The sequence below is a fragment of the Dactylosporangium vinaceum genome (assembly GCF_019904175.1).
Taxonomy (GTDB): domain Bacteria; phylum Actinomycetota; class Actinomycetes; order Mycobacteriales; family Micromonosporaceae; genus Dactylosporangium; species Dactylosporangium vinaceum.
This window is the reverse complement of record NZ_CP061913.1, coordinates 8570510-8590858: the sequence shown is the minus strand read 5'-3', so window position 1 is coordinate 8590858 and position 20349 is coordinate 8570510. Positions and strand designations below refer to the sequence as shown.

Genomic DNA, 20349 nt, shown 5'->3' with positions numbered 1-20349 from the left:
ACACCCCGTGATCCCAGTATTCTGCCATGCACGTCGATAATCGCAGGTCGAGGCTCATCGACAGATCGTTGTGAACGGGGGAACGGCATGCAGGTCGCGGCCCGGGCGGTGCAGTACCTCCGGCGGCTGCAGCATCCGCGCGGAAGCTGGAGCGACTTCATGGTGGCCGTCGGGACGTCCGACACGTGGGTGACCGGCTACGCGGGCACCGCGCTGGCCGCCGCCGCCCGCTCGGAGCACCTGGCCCCGGCCGTGCGTGCGGCCGCCGCCGCGGGAGCCGACGCCGCCGCCGACTGGCTGCTCGGCGCCGCGGGTGGCGGGGGCGTGTGGGGGTACCACCGCAATGTCGCGCCGGATGCCGACTCGACGGCCTGGGCCGTGCGGCTGCTGGCTGCGCGCGGGCGCCCCGTGCCCTCGGCGGCGCTCGAGTTCCTGGCCGCCCACGAGAGCGAGACCGGCTACCGCACGTATGCGGACGTGTACCGCAAGGGCCACTGGTCGGAGCCCACCCCGGACGTCAGCGCGGCCGCCCTGCTGGCCCGCCACGAGGCCGGCGTGCTCGACCGGGCCGAGCTGGCCGCGGGCTGGACGAAGCTCATCGCGGGCTGGCAGCGCCCGCCGGGGAGGTGGACGAGCATCTGGTGGGCCGAGGACGGCTACCCCACGGTGCTGGCGCTGGAGGCGTGGACTGTCGCGGGGCGGCCGGGCCTGACCCCGGTACCGGCGCCGGTCCGGCCCCCCGCCACCGCCTTCGGCCACGCGCTGTGGCTGCACGCCTACGCCCTCACCGAGGGCCCCGCCGACGCCCGGCCCCTCCTGGCCGCCGAGCGCCCCGGCGGCGGCTGGCCCGGCGACGCCGAGCTGCTGGTCCCCAGCCCGACCGGCGGCGGCGTCACCGAGCGCAGCCACGACGCCCGCGGCGTCTTCACCACCGCCACCGCACTGCGCGCCCTGCTCGTCGCGGGCCCCGACCTGGCCGGTGGCGACCTCACGGGCCCGCCCGGGCGCGACCGGACCGGCCACGGCTACGACCGGACCGTCGCCGTGCTCGCCGCCGATCTCGGCCTGGACCCGGACCGCGCCGCGTCGGTCTTCGCGGAGCTGACCCGCGAGTCGCTGGCCGCACCCGCGCCGTGGCCGAGCGCCCAGCTGTCCGGCCTGGCCGGCGGCCTGCCGATGGAGCTCTCGGCGACGGACGGGGAGCCGTCGCTGCGGTACACGACCGAGATCGGCGACCCGGTCCTGCCGCCCCACGCCCGGGCGCTGAGCGGCCTGGCGGCAATCGGTCGCACCGCCGCGCTGCTGGACTGCACCGCCGCGTGGGACGCCGTCCGCCCGGCCGTGGACGTGCTCGTCGACCCCTCGCTGCCCGTGCCGGAGGGGTGCCGCTTCTGGGTGTGGGCGGGCGTCGACAGCTCGACCGGCGGCGGTGAGACCTTGAAGGTGTACCTGAGCACGCTGCACCACGACCTGGCGGACGGACGGGCCCGGGAACGGGTCGTGGCCGCCCTGCACCGGCTGGGCCTACCGGCGGGTGCGCCGGCGCTGCGGGTGCTCGAGGGCCTTGACGGGTACGGGTTCTGCCAGGAGCTCGGCCTGGGCCTGAGCCGCGACGGCCGCTTCGGCGTGAAGGTCTACTACGAGGTCCGCGGGTGGCAGCCGGCGCTCGTCGCCGCGGTGCTGGCCGCCGCGGGCCTGCCGGCCGATCCCGCGGCCGTGGCCCCGACCATCCCGGGCGTGATGAACGAGGAGGTGGCCGCGGCCCACCGGGCCGGCATAGCGCTGCGCATCTCCCCGGCGACCGGCACGGTGACCGAGGTGACGACGGCGACGGCCTTCATGCGCCCGATGATCGGCAACACCGAACTGTCCCGCCGCATCGGCGACTGGCTGGCCACCACCGGCGACCGCCGCACCTTCGACGTGACGGCCGCCCACACCCGGGCGGGCTGGCCGGAGCAGTCAGGCCGCATGCACGGCCTCTTCACCCGCTCCCTGTCCACCCGCGGCGTGCGCAACACGGTGTACGTCCGCCCACCGCTACCGGCGTAGGCGCGCCCGCTCACGCCCGGTCACGGGGTGGGTGGGAAGACGATGGGGACGATGCCGTGGCGGTCGGCCAGGGCGATCTCGCCCGGGCGCAGGTCGTCGGCCTGGGCGGCGTCGGGGTGGGGCCAGCGGCGGGTGATGACGCCGGCGTAGCCCTGGGCGGTGATCAGCATGGTGTCGACGTTCGCCCAGAAGTCGTTGCCCTCGGGGGCGTCGCTCGTCACGTGCATGACGGTGCACCACGGGAGGTCGCCCACCCAGAGCGGCGGTGCGCTCGGGTAGTCGACGATGAGGACCTGGGGGCCCGGGGAGGTCGTCGGTGGCGTGCCGGGGACGGCGGGCCAGCTGCCGGGCGCGTCCAGCCAGGTCAGGGCCGGGCCGGTGACCTTCGAGCGCAGCGCCTCCCAGTACTGCGAGCCCGCCGTCAGCACCGCGACCTGGCAGCCCACGCCCAGCAGCCGGTACGCGAGCGCCGTCGCCCACGCCGGATGGCCGAGCAGGCCGATCCGCACCGGGCGGGGCTGGAGGGCGGCCACGGCAACGGGGCGGCCGGATCTGTCGGTGCCCAGGACCACGCCGCCGGGTGGGATGTCGAGCGTGAGGTTGACGTCGGCCGGGGCGGGCCAGCGGACGGCCGGGAGCGCGGCCAGGTCGATGTCGGGGCTGCTCATCGCGGTGTCCATCCGATCGCGCCGGTGAGCGGGCGGGGGCCGCCGCCGAGGGGGAGGGTGGCGAGGACGCCGGCGGCCTGGGCGCCCGGGAGCGGTACCGCCAGGCCGGTGTCGAGGACCTGCTGCCGGGCGTCGCGGACGCGGGCCTGGTCGGTGCTGATCAGGCGGACCGCGGACCTGGTCCGGGTCGAGGTGCCGTCCAGCTCCACGGCCAGGGACAGCACGGCGCGCTCGGCGGGGGAGTGGGCGGCGGTCCGCAGGAGCTGCTGCCAGTCGGCGGCCGAGGCGATCGTGGCGCCGAGGCAGCGGTGCTCGGACGCGCCGGCGGTCCAGCCGTCGCGGTGCAGGATCGCCTTCGGGGCCGGGTCGCCGACCGTGCGCAGCGTGTGGATGAGGGCGGCGGCGTCGAGGGGGGTCGCGGCCAGGCCGTGGGCCAGCAGCCGCACGCGCAGGCGGGCCAGGGCCGCCGCCACGGCCCGGCGGGCGCCGTCGGACCCGCCCTCGCCACGGCTGCGCGCGGCGTCGGGGGCCCAGATCGGCTCGTAGCGAAGCGCCAGAAAAGCCCTTCGCATCAACGGTACGTCAGCGCCCGGCCACGGATCGCGCGAAGGGCCCGGCCCGTTGCCGTTGGCGCGGGCGCCGCCGAGCTGTTCGACGAGGAGCTGGATGCCGGCCAGTGGCACGTCGTCCCCGGCCGCGTAGGCGGCCAGCCGGCCCAGGTCGAGCCGCAGCGGGGTCTGGGTGCCGAGCTCCACGGCGGCGGCGAAGCCCTGGCCGTCCCAGGCCACACCGATCGGGTCGGCGTTGCGGTCCGTGCACTCCACGACCTCCAGGCGCGGGGCGATCACGGCCACGGCGCCGAGGTCGCCGGCGGTGCGGGGCGCGGGCGGCGCGGGTGCCTGGGAAGGCAATGCGGAGACCCGGAACCGGGCGGCCAGCAGGTCGGTGACCCAGCGGCCGTCGCGGCGGGCCAGCGCGACCGCGAGGACCGCGGCGGCCGCCCCGAGCAGCACGTAGCCGGCCACGCCGAGCAGCGCGCCGCCCGCGATCGCGGCGCCCACCGCCGCCTCGACGGCCAGGAGCCGGCCGCGGCCGATCCGGGTCCGCCGGCCGCCGGTGCGGGGCCGGGCCCGCTGCTGTAGTGGTGCCGTCACTGCGCCCCCGCCCCCGTTCCGGTCATCGGATCGATTTAAGTGCACGTACGATGAACTCGCAAAACCCGACTTCGCAGGTGAGGAAGCAACCGACGCGATGGCGACCACCCGAGACCACGTCGCAGCCTACGACTACGAGAGCCGGCGGCGGGTGACGAGCCTGGTCCGCGGCGAGGACGAGGCCGGGCAGGACCCGCAGCGCCGGCTCAACCGGACGCTCGTGGGCAGCGCGGTCATCGCGGTGCTGGTGATGGCCGGGTTCGGCGTCGCCGGGCTGCTCGGCGGCGGCAGCGGGCCGAGCCTGCCGGAGTCCGGTGCGGTGCTCGTGAAGGGCAGCGGCGACCGGTATGTCCTGGTCGACGGCGTCCTGCACCCCGCGCTCAACCTCAGCTCGGCGATGCTCGTCGGCGGCAACAAGCCCATCGAGGTGCGCTCCTCCGCGCTGGAGGGCAAGCGCCGCGGCCTGCCGGTCGGCATCCCCGGCGCGCCCGACGGCCTGCCGCAGAAGCTGAGCACCGGGCCGTGGACCGTGTGCGTGCTGCCCTCGGGCTCGCAGGTGGTCCGCCCCGAGATCCTGGTGCTGGCCGGGCCGCCCGCGCCGGCCGACGGCGAGCTCGGCGGCACGTCCGCGGTGCTGGCCGAGGACGCCGGGACGACCTGGCTCGTCATGCAGGGCCGGCGCTACCGGCTGACCGGCAACACCCGCGCCGTGCTCGGGCTGCAGGACGCCCGCCCGATGGTGGTGCCCGCCCGCGTCCTCGACACCCTGCCGGAGGGGCCGGAGATCGCCGTGCCCGCCGTCCAGCACGGCGCCGCGCCGAAGGTCACGCTGCCGGTCAAGGCCAACGTCGGCGACGTGGTGCAGACCGAGGTGGCCGGGCAGCGGCCCAACTTCTCGCTCGTCCAGACCGACGGGCTGAGCCCGATCACGCCGCTGACCGCGACGCTGCTGCTCGCGGCGGACAGCCGGCTGGTGAAGGCCGGCGCGGGCGCGATCGACGCGGTCGCGTCCAAGGGCGCGGTGCCCGGCCGCCCGGGCTGGCCCAAGGAGCTGCCGCAGGCGGTCGACCCGGTCCGCGGCCAGCCGCTGTGCGTCAGCACCACGCCGGGCACGCCCCCGGGCGACGCCGCCTGGGCCGCGACCGTGAGCCTGCCCCCGGCGATGCCGTCCGTCGCGTCGGCCCCGCCGATCGCCACGAAGCTCGGCACCGACAGCTTCCTGGCCACCTCGGTGGCGATCGTCCCGGGCACCGGCGTGCTGGCCCAGGCGACCACGACGGCCGGCCAGGACGGCGGCTACAACCTGGTGACCGAGTCCGGCCAGCGCTTCCCGATCGTGTCGGCGGACGCGGTGGCCCGCCTGCAGCTGAACGCGGCCGGGGCCGCCCGCCTGCCGCTGCCGTTCATCGCGCTGCTGCCGTCCGGCCCGGCGCTCGACCCGCAGGCGGCCGCCCAGGAGTACGTCGGGTAGCGATGTCCGCCGGCGCCGGGGCAATCGGGGCCCGGCCCTGGACTTCGGCGCCGCGGGCTGGTTCGTTGTGGGCATGCCGTACGACGTCGCCGCGCTGCGCGGTCACTTTCCTGCCCTCGACACCGGGATCGCATACTTCGACGGGCCCGGGGGCACGCAGACGCCCCGGGCCGTCGGGGAGGCGGTGGCGGCGACACTTACCGGGCCGCTGTCCAACCGCGGGCGGACCGGGCTGTCGCAGCGCAACGCCGACGACGCGGTGACCGCGTTCCGTTCGGCGTACGCGGACCTGCTCGGGGTGCCGGCGGGCGGGATCGTCTACGGGCGCAGTGCGACGCAGCTGACGTACGACGTCGCCCGGGTGCTGGCCCGGTCCTGGCGGGCCGGCGACGAGGTGGTCGTCACGCGCCTGGACCACGACTGCAACGTGCGGCCGTGGGTGCAGGCGGCGGCGCGGGCCGGGGCCGTGGTCCAGTGGATCGACTTCGACCCGGCCACGTCGGAGGTCGACCTCGACTCGGTCGCGGCCGCCATCACGGAGCGGACCCGGCTCGTGGCGGTCACCGGGGCGTCGAACCTCATCGGGACCCGGCCGCCGGTCCGGGCCATCGCCGACGCCGCCCACGCGGCCGGGGCGCTGGTGTACGTCGACGGCGTGCACCTGGCCGCGCACGCGTTCATCGACGTGCCCGCGCTCGGGGCGGACCTGTTCGTGTGCTCGCCGTACAAGCTGCTGGGCCCGCACTGCGGCGTGCTGGCCGCCGCGCCCGAACTGCTCGCCACGCTGCACCCCGACAAGTTGCTCCCCGCCACCGACGAGGTCCCGGAGCGCTTCGAGCTGGGGACGCTGCCCTACGAGGTGATGGCCGGGGCGACGGCCGCCGTGGACTTCATCGCCGCCATCGCGCCCGGCGCCGCGGCCGATCGGCGGGGGCGGCTGCGGGCGTCGTGGGAGGCGGTCGAGGTACACGAGACGAGGCTTCTGGGGCTTCTGGAGGACGGCCTCGCCGCGCTTGACGTGGTTGTGCACTCGCGGGCCGCGGCCCGGACGCCGACCCTGCTGCTCACGCTGCCGGGGCGGCGGACCTGGGACGCGTTCGAGTTCCTCAACGCCCGCGACGTGCTGGCGCCGGCCGGGTCGTTCTACGCGTACGAGCCGTTCCGGCGGCTGGCCGTGCCCGATGACGAGCACGGCCTGCGGCTGGGGCTGGCGCCGTACACCTGCGAGTCCGACATCGAGCGGGTCGTCGACGGGCTGCGGGCCTTCACGGTCTGAGCAGCACCTTGGCCCGCAGCTCGCCTTGCTCCAGCTCGGCGTGCACCCGCGCCGCCGCGCCGAGCGGGCGCTCGACGTGCGGGCGCAGCGCGAGCGTGCCGCCGGCCAGGGCGGTCATGGCGCGCTGCAGCCGGGCCCGGGCGTGGACCGGATCGGGGCCGGACAGGACGACGCCGAGCCCGGGGCCGCGGTGGTCGGAGAGCGTCACCACCCGCTGCGGGCCGCCCGCGAGCCGCACGGCCGCCTCGAGGTCGCTGCGGCCTGTCGCGTCGAGCACGGCGTCGACCCGCCCGGTGATCGCCGCCAGCGGCGCGGTGTAGTCGACGGGGACCGCCCCGAGCCGCTCGACGGCGGCGAAGTCCTCGCCGCGCACGGTGGCGATGACGCGCACGCCGGCGGCCACGGCCAGCTGCGTGGCGATGGTGCCGACAGCGCCCGCGCCGCCGAGCACCAGCAGCGTCTCGCCCGGCTCGACGCCCAGGTGGTCCAGCACGCGGGCCGCGGCCTCGCCCGAGGCGGGCAGCGCGGCGGCGTCGGCCCAGGCCACCCCGGCCGGCTTCGGGACCCAGAGGTCGGCGAGGACCGACTCGGCGTATCCGCCCAGGCCGGGCAGGAACGCCGCCACCGCGTCGCCGACGGCCGCGTCGGTCACCCCGGGGCCGACGGCCCCGACCGTGCCGGCCGCCTCGAACCCGAGCACGCCGCCGGGCGCCAACGGGAACGCCGCGGTGAGGCGGCCGGCCCGGATGGCGAGATCGGTCGGCCCGACCCCGGCCAGCTCGACGTCGATGCGGATCTGCCCGGGCCCGGGCCGCGGGGTCGCAAGCTCGCCGACCTCGAGGACGTCCGGGGCCCCGTACCGTGTGGTCAGTATCGCTCGCATGCTGCCGCCCTCCTTCAGATCTGGCTCGCGCCGCCGTCGACGTAGAGCTCCGCGCCGGTCATGAACGAGCTCGACGCCGAGGCCAGGAACATGACGGCGTCCGCGATCTCCTCCGGACGGCCCAGGCGCTGCATCGGTACCCCGGCCGCGAACCCCTGCAGCAGCGCCCCGGCCGCCTCCGGGTCGCCGGCGAGCCCGCGCAGCCCCGGCGTCTCGACCGGCCCCGGGGCGATGGCGTTCACCCGGATGCCGCGCCCGACGAGCTCGGCCGCCCAGCTGCGGGTGAACGAGCGCAGCGCGGCCTTGGTGGCGGCGTAGACGCTGAACGAGGGCGCGCCCTTCACGTCGATGTTCGACCCGGTCAGGATCACCGACGCGCCCGGGTTGAGCAGCGGCAGCACGGCCTGCACGGTGAACAGGGTGCCGCCGACGTTGGTGTTGAACGTGTCGGCGTAGTGCTGCCACGTGATCTCGCCCAGGGCGGCGAACTCGCCGCCGCCGGCGTTGGCGAACAGGACGTCGAGGCCCTGCCCGCGCTCGCGGATCGCGGCGGCGACCCGCTCCAGGTCCTGCTGGTCGGCGACGTCGGCGCGCACGCCCGTGGCGTCCGGGCCGATCGCGGCGACGGCCGCGTCGAGCGCGTCCTGGCGCCGGCCGGTCAGGAAGACGTGGGTGCCGTCGGCGGCGAGGCGCTGCGCGGCGGCGAGCCCGATGCCGGAGGTCGCGCCGGTGACGAGGGCTGTCCTGCTCATGGTGACTGCTCCTTCTGGTTGTGTACCGATCGGTACGAAATTGAATGTAGCACTTCTGTACCGATCAGTTAAGATGAAGAGCGTCACGGGTGCCGCGGGAATAAGGGGGAGATGCCGGATGGCCGGGGAGCGCGGGCGGCCGCGGGCGTTCGACGCCGACGCGGCCCTGGACCGGGCGGTCGAGGTGTTCTGGCGGCAGGGGTACGAGGGCGCCTCCCTCAGCGACCTGACGGAGGCGATGGGCATCAACCGCCCGAGCCTGTACGCCGCGTACGGCAACAAGGACGCGCTGTTCCGCCGGGCCGTCGCCCGCTACGCCGAGGTCGACATGGCCTACGTCCGGGCCGCGATCGCCGAGCCCACCGCGTTCGCGGTCGTCGAGCACCTCCTGCGGGCCAACGCCGACGCCCTCACCCGCACCGACCGGCCGGCCGGCTGCCTGTCCATCCAGGGCGGCCTCGCGGGCGGCAGCGACGGCGGCCGGGTCGCCCAGTTCCTGGCCGCGAGCCGCCTCACCGGGGAGCGCGCGCTGGCCGAGCGGCTGGAGCGCGCGCTCGACGAGGGCGACCTGCCGGCCGGCACCGACGCGGCGGCCCTGGCCCGCTACGTGATGGTGGTCAGCGAGGGCAACGCGGTGCACGCGGCGGGCGGCGCCGACCGGGCCGCGCTGCACGCCACTGTCGACATCGCCCTGCGCGCCGTCCCCCGCCCCTGAGCCGCCGTCAGAGGACCGCGCCGCCGCGCCGCCCCACCCGCACGAACCACCCCGAAACCCCGCGCAACTTCCCACGGCCCGGCCCGTCCCCCGGCCGCCGGGATGCGCCATGCTGCACGCTGTCGTGCTCGAGCTCGGCCCGCACGCGTCGGCTCCCTTCGCCGGTGTCCGTGTGAGGAATGCGCGGTACCGCCGCCGGGGTTCGAAAAATAGTCGAACTCACGTCTCCTGGCGCTCGACGAAACCGCGGCGGCCCGGTTGGATGAACGCCGAGTCGGACTCACATCGACGACGTCAACGGGGGATGGATGAAGCGGGGAGCGACCGCGAGCGGACACAGGGTGGCCGTCGTCGGCGGCGGCATCTTCGGCGTGACGGCCGCGCTGCACCTGGCCCGGGCCGGCCACGCGGTGGACCTGTTCGAGGCCGCGCCCGAGCTGCTGCACGGCGCGAGCGGCGTCAACCAGCGCCGGCTGCACCACGGCTACCACTACCCGCGCAGCTCCGACACGGTCGAGCAGGTGCGCGAGGGCGTGGCGTCGTTCTGCGCGGAGTACCCCGACGCCGTGCGCTCCGACTACGAGCACTACGTGGCCATCGCGAGCCGGGACAGCCTGGTCTCGGCGGAGCAGTACCTGCAGTTCTGCGACCGGATGGGGCTGGAGTACCGCCACGAGCGCCCGCCGTTCCTGCGACCCGGCGCGGTCGACCTGTCGCTGCGCGTGCCGGAGCAGGCCGTGGACCTGGCCGTGCTGCGCGAGTCCGCGCGGCGCAAGCTCGGCGCGGCGGGGGTGGCCGTGCACGTACGGTCACCGCGGCAGCTGGCCGACCTCGACGACTACGAGCGCGTGGTGCTGGCCACCTACGCGAGCCTCAACCACCTCCAGGCGGCGATCCGGGGCGGCGGCCTGGACTACCAGTACGAGGTCTGCGAGAAGCCGGTGGTGCGGCTGCCGCGCGAGTACCACAACCGCAGCCTGGTCGTCCTCGACGGGCCGTTCATGTGCGTCGACCCCTACGACGGCACCGGCACCTTCCTGCTCGGCAACGTGACGCACGCCATCCACGCCACGACCGTCGGGCGCTATCCGCTCATCCCGGCCGAGCTCGCCGGGCTGCTCGACGGGCGCATCCACCACACGCCGCACTCGAAGTTCGCCTCGTTCGTCGAGCACGCGCGGCCGTTCCTCACCGGCATCGAGCGGGCCGAGCACATCGGCTCGCTGTTCACCGTCCGGGCCGTCCTGCCGCACATCGAGGACACCGACGCCCGCCCGACGGTGGTCCGCCGCCTCGACGACCGCGTGGTGTCCATCTTCGGCGGCAAGATCGCCACGTCGGTGGAGGCGGCCCGGGAAGTGGTCGCGCAGTTCGGCACGGCCGCCCCCACGGAGCAGGACGCGTGGCAGCTGGCCCGATGAGGGTCGCGGTCGTCGGGCCGAACGGCTACGGCCTGGTGCACCGCCGGGCCGTGCACCGGCTGGCGGCCGCCGGGCGGGCGCGGCTGGTGGCGCTGGCCGGACGCCGCCCGGCCGAGGCCGCCGAGGGCGCGCCGGTCGAGGGCGTGCCCCAGTTCACCGACGTCGACACGATGCTGACCCGGGCCCGGCCCGACATCGTCGTGATCGCCACGCCCCCACACGCCCGGGCCGGCACCGCGCTCGCCGCCGCCGCGGCCGGCGCCGACCTGCTCATCGAGAAGCCCGCCGTGCGTAGCTCACGCGAGTTCGCCGAGCTCACCGGCGCCCTGCAGCGGCACGGTGTGGCCGCCCAGGTCGGCTTCCAGGCCCTCGGGTCGGCGTCGCTCGGCGCGTTCACCGACGCGGTCGGCGACCTGCGGCACGCGGCCGTGGCCGGTGCGTGGTGGCGCCCCGACGCGTACTTCACCCGCGCCGACTGGGCCGGACGGCGGCGACTCGGCGATCAGGACGTCGTGGACGGGGCCATCGCCAACCAGTTCTCCCACGGCGTCATGCAGGGCCTGGCCGTCCTGGCCGCCGGCCTGCGCGATCCGCTGGTGCTGGAGCTGGAGCGCTACCGCAGCCACGCCATCGAGGTCGAGGACACCGCCTGCCTGCGCCTGACCGGGGCCGGCGGCGTGTCACTGCTCGCCGCGGTGACGGTGAGCAGCGACCGCTTCCTGCACGGCGAGCTCGTCGCGGACGGCGCCCGCCTCGCCTACCCGGCCGACCGCTACCGGATCGGCGCGGGCGGCCAGTGGCACACGACGGCGCGCGTCCCCCTCCTGGACAACCTCCTCGACCACCGGGCCGACCGCAGCACACCGCTCGTGGCCGGGCTGGCCCGCACCGAGACGTTCACCCGGCTCCTCGAGGCCGTCCTGGCCGCACCGCCCCCGACCCCGGTGCCCGGCCGCTTCCTGCGGCCGCACCCGGACGGCGGCGGCCTGGTGATCGACGGCGTCCTCGACACGATCGAGGCCGCGGTCGCGGCGCCGGCGCTGTTCTCGGAGCTGGGCGTGGCGTGGGCGCGCGCGCCGCACCGGATCACGCTGCCCGCGCCGCGAAGAATGCAGTGAGCGTTAGGCCGGTGTTCGGATGCGACAGGCAGGGTGGGCCCATGCTGACTCGACGGCAAGTCCTCGGCGGGGCGGCGGTGACGGCCGGTGCGGTGCTGCTGCCGGCCGCCGCGGCGTCCGCACACACCGGCCACGACGAGCACGGCCACCCCGGCGACCCGGCCACGCCCTTCGCCCTCGGCGTGGCCAGCGGCGACCCCTTACCCGACGGCGTCATCCTGTGGACCCGCCTGCTGCGCGCCGGCCGGCCGGACCGGCCCGTCGAGGTGGAGTGGCAGGTCGCCCTCGACGACCGGTTCCGCAAGGTCGTCCGCTCCGGCTCCGTGCTCGCGCGGCCCGAGCTGGCCCACTCCGTGCACGTCGACGCGCGCGGCCTGCTTCCCGGGCGGGAGTACTGCTACCGCTTCCGGGCGCTCGGCGCGATCAGCCCGACCGGCCGCACGAAGACGGCCCCGCCGCCGTGGCTGGACGGGGGCCGCCTGCGCTTCGCCATCGTCAACTGCCAGGACTACCAGAACGGCTACTGGCCGGCCTACGCGGGCGTCGCGGCCGAGGACCTGGATGTGGTACTGCACCTCGGCGACTACATCTACGAGTACGACCCGTCGAGCCGCTTCGCCGACCGCAACCACACGACACCGCAGACGCCGGGCCTCGATCAGCTCGTCACGCTCGGCGACTATCGGGCGAGGCACGCGCAGTACAAGAGCGACCCGGTCCTGCAGATGGCGCACGCCGCCTTCCCGTGGATCGTCACGTGGGACGACCACGAGACCGAGAACAACTACGCGGCCCTGACCGACGAGATCGACGACACGGGCGCGAAGCACCAGTCGCCGGCCGACTTCGCCCGCCAGCGCGCCGCGGCCTACCAGGCCTACTACGAGCACATGCCGATCCGCGCCGATCTGCGGCCCGGCCGCGCCGACCTGCGCATCTTCCGCCGCTTCGACTTCGGCCGCCTCGCCCGGCTCAACGTGCTGGACACCCGGCAGTATCGCAGCGACCAGCCCGGCGGCTTCCCGGGCGACTTCGGCCTCGCGCAGGCCGGCACGGCCAACGTCACCGGCACCCTCACCGGCGAGGACCAGGAGCGCTGGCTCGCCGACGGCCTGGAGCACTCGCCGGCCCGCTGGAACGTCATCGCCCAGCAGGTGATGATGAGCCGGATCAAGTTCCCCAACCCGACCGGCGGCGTCCCTCCGATCATCGCCAACCTCGACCAGTGGGACGGCTACGCCCCGCAGCGCACCCGCCTGCTGCAGCACCTGGCCGACGCGAAGGTCAGCAACCCGGTGGTCCTGGCCGGCGACATCCACTCCACCTGGATGAGCGAGCTGCGCATCGACTTCGACAGGCCGGAGCAGGCGCCGGTGGCCGTCGAGTTCACGGCCACGTCGATCAGCTCCGACTTCCCGATCGCCTTCGACGCCCCGCTCAAGGCCCTCAACCCGACCCTGAACCCCCACGTCCGCTACTTCGACGGCTCCCGCCGCGGCTACCTGCGCTGCACCGTGGACCGCCGGGAGTGGCGCACCGACGCCCGCACGGTCGACACCATCGACGTCCGCCAGGCGCCGACCGCGACGACTGCCTCCTACGTCACCGAGGCCGGCACCTCGACCCTGCACAGCGCGTAGCCGGACGGCTCCGGGCGGCGGCATCGAAGCGCCGCCCGGAGATTCCTGCTCCGGTGAAGGAACCCGGCGCATCGATCAAAACGTCATGAGAGTGTGCGAACTCGGATGGCGGCGGCGTTGCTCGGTGCGGCAGTGGTGCTGGGCGCGGCGGCCGACCTGATCTCGGCGGCGGCGGGGCGGTCGGCGCCCGTGGTGGTGCGCACCGACTACACGACACCGCCGTGTGCCGGGGACCTGTCCCGGGCGATCAAGCCCTCGCACCGGGCCGGGCCGCCCGGGCGGCGCTCAACGTGGCATTGTCACCGGCCGCGCGCCCCGCACTCGCCGCACCCGATGCGGCCCCGGCCGGAGGAGCGGCTGCAGTGAAGCGGCCCCTCGACTGGCCGCTCCTGCACGGGCCCGTGCCGTTCGCGGTGTCCGCGGCGGCGATCGCGGCGCTCGGGCTGCTGCTCTACGGCGCGGCCCGGCGCCGGGCCGGGTGGGCCCTGGTCGCCTGCGGTGTCGCCGCGACCCTGGCACTGACCGGCGGCTACGTCGTCGACCGGGTCTGGCGGCCGTTCCCGGACGCGCTGCCCACGATGGTGCTCGTCTGGGCCGGGCTCGGCCTGGCCGGGGTGGCGCTCGCCGCGCTGTGGTGGCCCGGCCGCGGCTGGGTCCGGCGGCTGCTGGCGGTGGCCGCGGCCCTTGTCGCACTGGCCGGGTGCGCCTCCGAGATCAATGCGATGTTCGGGCAGTACGACAGCCTGCGGGCCGCGCTCGGCATGCGCCCGTCCGACATGATCAGCGTCGTGGACGCCACCGTCGCCGCGCCCGCAGTGGTCGCGCCGGCGCCCGGGCGGGGGCTCGTGGCGGTGTGGCGGCGGCCCTCGCAGCTCGGGCTGCACGGGCGGCTGATGAACACGCCGATCCCGGGGGCGCGCTCCGGGTTCGCGGCCCGGCCGGCCTGGATCTACCTGCCGCCGGCCTACCTGTCGGTGCCGCGCGCCCAGCTCCCGGTCCTGATCCTGATCTCCGGCCAGCCCGGCACCCCGCGGGACTGGCTCGACGGCGGGCACATCGAGGCGGTCATGAACGAGTTCGCCCGCCTGCACGACGGGCTCGCGCCGATCGTGGTCATGCCCGACGGGCTCGGCTCCGTGATGGCCAACCCGCTGTGCATGGACTCGAAGCTCGGCAACGTCGAGACGTACCTCGCCGATGACGTCCCCGACTGGGTGCGCACCCACCTGGGCGTCGACCCGGACCCGCGGCACTGGGTGGTCGGCGGCTACTCCTACGGCGGGACGTGCGCGCTGCAGCTCGGCGTCCGGCGGCCCGACCGGTACCCCACGTTCCTGGACATCTCCGGGCAGGCCGAGCCGACACTGGGGGATCGCAAGGGCACCGTCGCCGCCGCGTTCGGCGGCGATGCGGCCGCGTTCGCCCGGGTCAACCCGCGCGACATCATGGCGGCCCGGCAGTTCCCCGACACCCTGGGGCTCATCGTCGCCGGGCGGGAGGACGCCGAATACGGGCCGCAGCAGAAGATCATCCGGACCGCCTGCGAGGGCGCCGGGATGCAGGTGCGGTGGTGGGAGCTGCCGGGCGGGCACAGCTGGGCCGTCTGGGGGCAGGGCCTCGTCGTGGCCCTGCCGACACTCGCCGCCCGCCTGGGCCTCACCGAGGAGGCACCGCGTTGATCGCCGTCATCGTGACCACCGTCGCCGGGCTCGGCCTGGCGCTGCCCGTCGTGCGGCGCCTCGGCCGGTGGCGCACCGCCGCCGTGCTGGCCCTGCTGGAGTGCGGCGCGGTGCCGGCCGCGGCGGTGCTGCTGGCGGTGCTGGCCCGCGTCCCCGGCTGGTGGGTGCCGCCGCTCGCCGCCCCGACGCCGCTCGGCACGCTGCTGGAGATCGGGCCGCTGCCCGCGGTGCTGGGGCTGATCCTGGCCGGCAGCGCGGTGCTGACCCCGCTGTGGCGGCGGCGGACCCGGCTGCTGCTGGTGCCCGCGTGCATGATGCTGCTCTACGCCGGCCGCCCGGCCGACTTCGCGCTCGTGGTCTGCGCCGGCGCCGGGCTGGCGGCCGGGCCGCTGCTGCGCCGGCGGGCCCCGGCTGACCCGGAGCCGCCGGGGGCGCCGGAGCGGCGCACGCTGCTCGCGCTCGTGGTGGCCGCCTGCGCCGCCGGGCCGCTGGTGGCCTCCCTGGCCGCGCCGTGGGGGCCGCTGGCCGCGCTGCGCTTCGTGGTGCTGGCCGCGCCGCCGGACCTGGCCGACCTGCAGGCCGCGTGCACCGACCCCGAGCTCGGCGCGCAGTGCCGCTCGCTCGTCGCGCAGGTGCGCGCCGACGGGCTCGGGCCGCTGCTGCTGTCGGTACTACCGGTGGCGCTGCTGCTGCTCGCGGCCGAGGGGCTGCGGCGGGGGCGGCGGCTCGGGCTGTGGCTGGCCGTGGCGACGAACCTGGTGCTCGCGCTGGCCGGGGCGCTCGCCTTCGACCTCGTGGCGCGGCTGCGGGCGCCCGGTGAGCCGTTCGACGACCCGGCCGAGGCGGTGGCCGTCGTCGCGTCGGTGGCGCTGCCGCTCGTGGTGGCCGGCCTGCTGGTGGCGCACCGGCGGCTCTTCCCGGCCCGCTCGGACCCGCGCCGGGTGCGCGCGGCCTGGCTGTTCGGCGCCGGCGGTCCGGTGCTGTCCTGCCTGGTGTACCTGGGCGGTGGCTGGCTGCTGCGCTACGACTTCGAGCCCGTGCCGTCCTTCACCGGGCTGCTGCTCGACCTGCCGACGCGGCTGTTGCCGGTCGGGTACCTCGACGCCATGCCGCCGGCCTTCCTGGCCCGCTCCCCGGCCGCGACGGTGCTGCTCGGCTGGGCCGGGACCGCGGCCTGGCTGGCCGTGCTCACCGGGATCGCCCGGACCTACGGCGGCGACCGCGGCCCCGTCGCCGACGACGCCGCCGAGCGGGCCCGCCGCCTGCTCGTGCAGCACGGCGGCGGCGCGCTGTCGTACATGCTGACCTGGCCCGGCAACGCGTACTGGTTCAGCGCCGACGGCCGCACCGCCATCGCCTACCGGGTCCACTCGGCGGTCGCGCTGACCCTCGGCGGCCCCGTGGGCGACCCGGAGCGCCGGGCCGCGGCGATGGCCGAGTTCAGCCGCGACTGCCTGGCCCGCGGCTGGCGGCCGTGCTTCTACAGCATCGACGAGGAGACCGCCGCCGCTCTCGCCGCGGCCGGCTGGAGCCTCGTGCAGGTCGCCGAGGAGACCCGGGTCGGGCTGCCCGCGCTGACGTTCCGCGGCCGGCAGTGGCAGGACGTGCGGACGGCGATCAACCGGGCCGCCCGCGACGGCCTGCACGCCGAGTGGCACCGCTTCCGCGACGCGCCACCGGCCATCGCCGCCCAGATCCGGGCCGTCTCCGCCGAGTGGAGCCAGGCCAAGGGCCTGCCCGAGATGCGCTTCACGCTCGGCGGCGTCGACGAGCTCAGCGACGACGAGGTCCGCTGCCTGGTCGCCGTGGACGCCGAGGGCACTGTGCACGGCATGACGAGCTGGCTTCCCGTGTACTGCGAGGGCTCCGTCAACGCCTGGACGCTCGACGTGATGCGCCGCATCCCGGGCGGCGTCAACGGTGTCATGGAGTTCCTGATCGCCACCGCGGCCCAGCAGTTCCGCGACGAGGGCGCCGAATACGTGAGCCTCTCCGGCGTCCCGCTCGCCCTGCGCGAACCGCCCCCGCCGACCGGCCTGCCGCACCTGCTGGACCGCGCCGCAACCCGCCTGGAGCCGGTCTACGGCTTCCGCGCCCTGCTCGCGTTCAAGGCCAAGTTCCAGCCGCAGTACCGGCCGCTGTACCTCGCCTACACCGACCCGGCCGCCCTCCCGGCGATCGGCTCCGCGGTCCTGCGCGCGTACCTGCCGGGCCTGACCGCCGGGCAGGGCGTGCGCCTCGCCCGGCGGCTGCTGCGCTCGTGAGCGTCAGGCCTCGGTCCAGACCGGGGCAGGCAGCGGCCGTTGCGGTCGAACACGGTCGGCAGCGGGCCGATCGCGGCCGGAGCCGGCGGCGCGATCGTGCCGCGGTTGGTGAGCGCGGCGTCGCCGATGAGCGCCTTGCGCTCGGGCGCACGTTCAGGATCGCGCTGCTGTGCTAGGACGCGGACGTGTACCTCGTCGACGAGCCGTTCGCCGACCTCGACGAGGCCGGCCGCCGCCTGGTCGTGGCCTGCTCGTCGTCCACCACGGCGACGAGGCGCTCGACGCCCGCTTCGACCGGGTCGGCGCCCTCGCCGCCGCTTCGATCCCGGCCCGAACCGCGGCCGTCCACGGGCGGATCGCCTGCCGCCGGCGCGGTTGACACGTTTCATTTCGGGATTCAGGATGGGCGGGTGACCCGACTCACGACACCCCGATGCTCCAGCCCCGCGGCCCGGACATGACAGGCGCCTTCGAACAGCCGACAGTCGCCCTGGTCGGCACGCTCGACACCAAGGGCGCCGAATACGAGTGGGTGGCCGCGCAGCTGGCCGGCCACGGCGTCGGTGTGCTCGTGCTCGACGCCGGGACCCGCCCGGCGGCCGGGCGGCCCGCGGCGCTGTCGCCGGGCGCATCGGCGAGCGCGATCGGGCCGGACGAGGTCGCGGCGGCCGCCGGCACCAGCATCGCCGCGCTGCGCGAGGGCAACGACCGCGGCGTCGCCGTCACCGCGATGGGTGAGGGGGCGGCCGCCGTGCTCGGGCCGCTCGTCGCCCGGGGCGCCGTGCACGGCGTGCTCGCGCTCGGCGGCAGCGGCGGGTCGTCAATCGCCGCCCGGGCCGTCCGCGACCTGCCCATCGGGCTGCCGAAGCTCATCGTGTCGACGATGGCGGCCGGGGACGTCTCGCCGTACGTGGGCGCCGCCGATGTGACGATGATGTACAGCGTCGTGGACATCGCCGGCATCAACCAGATCTCCCGGGCGATTCTCGGCAACGCCGCCGCCGGGATCGCGGCCATGGCGAGCGCCTACGCGCGGCGCGAGCCGGCCGCCGACGACCGCCCGCTCGTCGCCGCGTCGATGTTCGGCGTCACCACCCCGGCCGTCGAGGCGGCCCGGGCCCGGCTCGAGGAGCTGGGCTACGAGGTGCTGGTCTTCCACGCCACCGGCTCCGGCGGCCGGGCCCTGGAGGGGCTGGCCCGCTCGGGCCTGCTCGCCGGTGTGCTCGACCTGACGACCACGGAGCTCGCCGACGACCTCGTCGGCGGCGTGCTCACCGCCGGGCCGGACCGGCTCACCGCCGCCGGGGCCGCGGGGCTGCCGCAGGTGGTGAGCCTCGGCGCGCTCGACATGGTGAACTTCGGCCCGCGCGACACGGTGCCGCCGGCCTTCGCCGACCGGCAGTTCTTCGTGCACAACCCGACGGTGACGCTGATGCGCACCACCCCGGCCGAGAACGCCGAGCTCGGGCGGCGGATCGGCGACAAGCTCGCGGCCGCCGCCGGGCCGGCGGTTCTCGTCGTGCCGCGGGGCGGGGTCTCCGCGCTCGACGCGCCGGAGATGCCGTTCCAGGACGCGGAGGCCTCGGCGGCGCTGTTCGACGCGGTGCTCGGCGCGGTCGCCGGCAGCGGCGTCGAGGTCGTCGACTCGCCGCTGCACATCAACGATGCCGAGCTCGCGGTCGCGGCGGCCGACCGGCTGCACGCGCTCGTCGCGGCGCGCTCGGCGAGAGTGGAGGCCTGAGCATGGACCGCACGACCGCACTGGCCCGGCTGCGGGCCACCGTCGCCGCCGGACGGCCGGTGATCGGTGCCGGCGCCGGGACCGGGATCTCGGCCAAGGCGGCCGAGGCCGGCGGGGCCGACCTGATCATCATCTACAACTCCGGCCGCTACCGGATGGCCGGGCGCGGGTCGCTCAGCGGGCTGCTCGCCTACGGTGACGCGAACCAGATCGTCGTGGACATGAGCCGGGAGGTGCTGCCGATCGTGCGGGACACGCCGGTGCTGGCCGGCGTCAACGGCACCGACCCGTTCCGGGTCATGGGCCGCTTCCTCGACGAGCTCGCCGCGCTGGGCTTCGCCGGGGTGCAGAACTTCCCGACCGTCGGGCTCATCGACGGCGTCTTCCGGCAGAACCTCGAAGAGACGGGCATGAGCTTCCGGCTCGAGATCGAGATGGTCCGGCTGGCCCACGAGCGCGACCTGCTCACCGCGCCCTACGTGTTCGACGTCGAGCAGGCCGCGGCGATGGCCGACGCCGGGGCCGACGTCCTGGTGCCGCACATGGGCCTCACGACGAGCGGCTCGATCGGCGCGCGGACGGCGCTGAGCCTCGAGGAGTCGGCCGAGCGGGTGCAGGCGATGCGCGACGCGGCGGTGGCCGTCAACCCCGACATCATCGTGCTCTGCCACGGCGGCCCCATCGCCGAGCCGGACGACGCCCGTTACATCCTCGCCAACACCACCGGGGTCGTCGGCTTCTTCGGCGCATCGTCGGTCGAGCGGCTGCCCACCGAGCGGGCCATCGAGGCCCAGCTCGTCGCGTTCAAGTCCATCTCCGCCACGGATCAGGAGCCCCCATGACGACCTTCCGCCGCCCCGACGACAACCCGACGCGGGTGTTCGACTGGGGCACCATCAAGTGGCTCGTCACCCCGCACCTCGACGAGGGCGCCGGGCTGACGACCGGCGAGGTGATCGTCTACCCGGCCCAGGGCCACGCGCCGCACGTGCACCCGAACGAGGAGGAGGTCATCTACGTGATCTCCGGTGAGGGCGAGCAGACGATCGGCGACGGCCCGGCGTTCCCGATCCGCGAGGGCGACGCCGTATACATCCCGGCCAACACGCTGCACTCCACCTACAACACCACGTGGCGCCCGCTGCGGCTCGTGGTCGTCTACACCCCCGGCGGCGCCGAGACCGGCCTCGACGGCCTGCCCGACGCCCGCATCATCGAGCCCGGCGTCGCCCCGGCCTGGAGCCAGGTCCGCTGATGCCGGTGTTCCCGCCCGGCCACCTGTACCGGCGACCCCGCCGACGGCGCCGGCCGGCAAGCCGTTTGACACGTTTCATCGCAGCGCTGCACCGAGTGGGGTACAGGGGGCCGGTCCCGCATAGGCGACGCGGGACCGGCTCGGGCCCGGACGCGAGGCAGCCGCGCGGAGCGTCCGGCGCCGCTGCCCTCGACCTACCGCCGGCCGTGCGCCCGGATCCGGTGGTTCCGGGGAGCCGGTCGGGCCCGGCGAGCCGACGG

General features: G+C 75.8%; 18 protein-coding genes. 13 read left to right on the top strand and 5 right to left on the bottom strand.

Translation table 11 applies throughout. From position 1 onward, the window contains the following. The first annotated feature begins 87 nt into the window (after positions 1-87). The gene (locus Dvina_RS38480; RefSeq protein ID WP_223094641.1) at positions 88-2052 is read left to right on the top strand and encodes a hypothetical protein; all 1965 of its coding nucleotides are present in this window, start codon (positions 88-90) and stop codon (positions 2050-2052) included. 20 nt (positions 2053-2072) lie between these two features. Here Dvina_RS38480 and Dvina_RS38475 read toward each other — a convergent pair whose 3' ends face one another. Further along, a complete protein-coding gene (locus tag Dvina_RS38475) occupies positions 2073-2720 on the bottom strand; it encodes a hypothetical protein (RefSeq protein ID WP_223094639.1) in 648 nt (215 codons plus the stop codon). Further along, entirely contained in the window at positions 2717-3874 is a 1158-nt protein-coding gene (locus Dvina_RS38470) for a type VII secretion protein EccE (protein ID WP_223094637.1), read from the bottom strand. The genes Dvina_RS38475 and Dvina_RS38470 overlap by 4 nt, the downstream gene beginning before the upstream one ends. A gap of 97 nt (positions 3875-3971) precedes the next feature. Between Dvina_RS38470 and eccB the strand changes: the two genes are divergently transcribed. Together eccB and Dvina_RS38460 are read left to right on the top strand one after the other, a co-directional pair. Beyond that, complete coding sequence (gene eccB, locus Dvina_RS38465) at positions 3972-5345, top strand: type VII secretion protein EccB (RefSeq protein WP_223094635.1); 1374 nt, start codon at positions 3972-3974, stop codon at positions 5343-5345. 73 nt (positions 5346-5418) lie between these two features. Then, complete coding sequence (locus tag Dvina_RS38460; protein ID WP_223094633.1) at positions 5419-6621, top strand: cysteine desulfurase-like protein; 1203 nt, start codon at positions 5419-5421, stop codon at positions 6619-6621. On the opposite strand, the gene Dvina_RS38455 is transcribed toward Dvina_RS38460, so the two are convergent. After that, positions 6611-7504, bottom strand: a complete 894-nt coding sequence (locus tag Dvina_RS38455) for an alcohol dehydrogenase catalytic domain-containing protein (RefSeq protein ID WP_223094631.1) — start codon at positions 7502-7504, stop codon at positions 6611-6613. The genes Dvina_RS38460 and Dvina_RS38455 overlap by 11 nt on opposite strands. Positions 7505-7518: 14 nt before the next feature. Further along, the gene (locus Dvina_RS38450; protein ID WP_223094629.1) at positions 7519-8256 is read right to left on the bottom strand and encodes an SDR family NAD(P)-dependent oxidoreductase; all 738 of its coding nucleotides are present in this window, start codon (positions 8254-8256) and stop codon (positions 7519-7521) included. 118 nt (positions 8257-8374) lie between these two features. Between Dvina_RS38450 and Dvina_RS38445 the strand changes: the two genes are divergently transcribed. The 7 genes from Dvina_RS38445 to Dvina_RS38415 all read left to right on the top strand — a co-directional run bounded on the left by Dvina_RS38445 (position 8375) and on the right by Dvina_RS38415 (position 17093). Next, positions 8375-8971 carry a TetR/AcrR family transcriptional regulator gene (locus Dvina_RS38445; protein ID WP_223094628.1) on the top strand — a complete coding sequence of 199 codons (597 nt, stop codon included), beginning with the start codon at positions 8375-8377 and terminating at the stop codon, positions 8969-8971. A 308-nt stretch (positions 8972-9279) separates the two neighbouring features. Continuing rightward, on the top strand, positions 9280-10392 hold the full coding sequence (locus Dvina_RS55840; RefSeq protein WP_223094626.1) for an FAD-dependent oxidoreductase: 1113 nt from the start codon (positions 9280-9282) through the stop codon (positions 10390-10392). Beyond that, entirely contained in the window at positions 10389-11510 is a 1122-nt protein-coding gene (locus Dvina_RS38435) for a Gfo/Idh/MocA family protein (RefSeq protein ID WP_223094624.1), read from the top strand. The genes Dvina_RS55840 and Dvina_RS38435 overlap by 4 nt, the downstream gene beginning before the upstream one ends. Before the next feature lie 41 nt (positions 11511-11551). Next, positions 11552-13150: an alkaline phosphatase D family protein gene (locus Dvina_RS38430; protein ID WP_246655594.1), complete on the top strand. Its 1599-nt coding sequence runs from the start codon at positions 11552-11554 to the stop codon at positions 13148-13150. Between the two features lie 93 nt (positions 13151-13243). After that, positions 13244-13516, top strand: a complete 273-nt coding sequence (locus Dvina_RS38425) for a hypothetical protein (RefSeq protein ID WP_223094622.1) — start codon at positions 13244-13246, stop codon at positions 13514-13516. Continuing rightward, the gene (locus Dvina_RS38420) at positions 13513-14829 is read left to right on the top strand and encodes an alpha/beta hydrolase (protein WP_223094620.1); all 1317 of its coding nucleotides are present in this window, start codon (positions 13513-13515) and stop codon (positions 14827-14829) included. Before Dvina_RS38425 ends, Dvina_RS38420 begins: the two co-directional genes overlap by 4 nt. Continuing rightward, positions 14826-17093, top strand: a complete 2268-nt coding sequence (locus Dvina_RS38415; protein ID WP_223094618.1) for a bifunctional lysylphosphatidylglycerol flippase/synthetase MprF — start codon at positions 14826-14828, stop codon at positions 17091-17093. The genes Dvina_RS38420 and Dvina_RS38415 overlap by 4 nt, the downstream gene beginning before the upstream one ends. Before the next feature lie 172 nt (positions 17094-17265). Here Dvina_RS38415 and Dvina_RS38410 read toward each other — a convergent pair whose 3' ends face one another. Then, positions 17266-17442: a hypothetical protein gene (locus Dvina_RS38410; RefSeq protein ID WP_223094616.1), complete on the bottom strand. Its 177-nt coding sequence runs from the start codon at positions 17440-17442 to the stop codon at positions 17266-17268. An 84-nt stretch (positions 17443-17526) separates the two neighbouring features. On the opposite strand from Dvina_RS38410, the gene Dvina_RS38405 reads away from it, so the two are divergent. Genes Dvina_RS38405 through Dvina_RS38395 form a run of 3 tightly spaced genes read left to right on the top strand, consistent with a single transcriptional unit; the run spans position 17527 to position 20089 of the window. Beyond that, on the top strand, positions 17527-18834 hold the full coding sequence (locus Dvina_RS38405) for a Tm-1-like ATP-binding domain-containing protein (RefSeq protein ID WP_223094614.1): 1308 nt from the start codon (positions 17527-17529) through the stop codon (positions 18832-18834). Between the two features lie 2 nt (positions 18835-18836). Then, positions 18837-19676: a phosphoenolpyruvate hydrolase family protein gene (locus Dvina_RS38400; RefSeq protein WP_223094611.1), complete on the top strand. Its 840-nt coding sequence runs from the start codon at positions 18837-18839 to the stop codon at positions 19674-19676. Continuing rightward, positions 19673-20089, top strand: coding sequence for a cupin domain-containing protein (locus tag Dvina_RS38395; protein WP_223094609.1), 417 nt, complete (start codon positions 19673-19675; stop codon positions 20087-20089). The genes Dvina_RS38400 and Dvina_RS38395 overlap by 4 nt, the downstream gene beginning before the upstream one ends. The last annotated feature ends 260 nt before the right edge of the window (positions 20090-20349 follow it).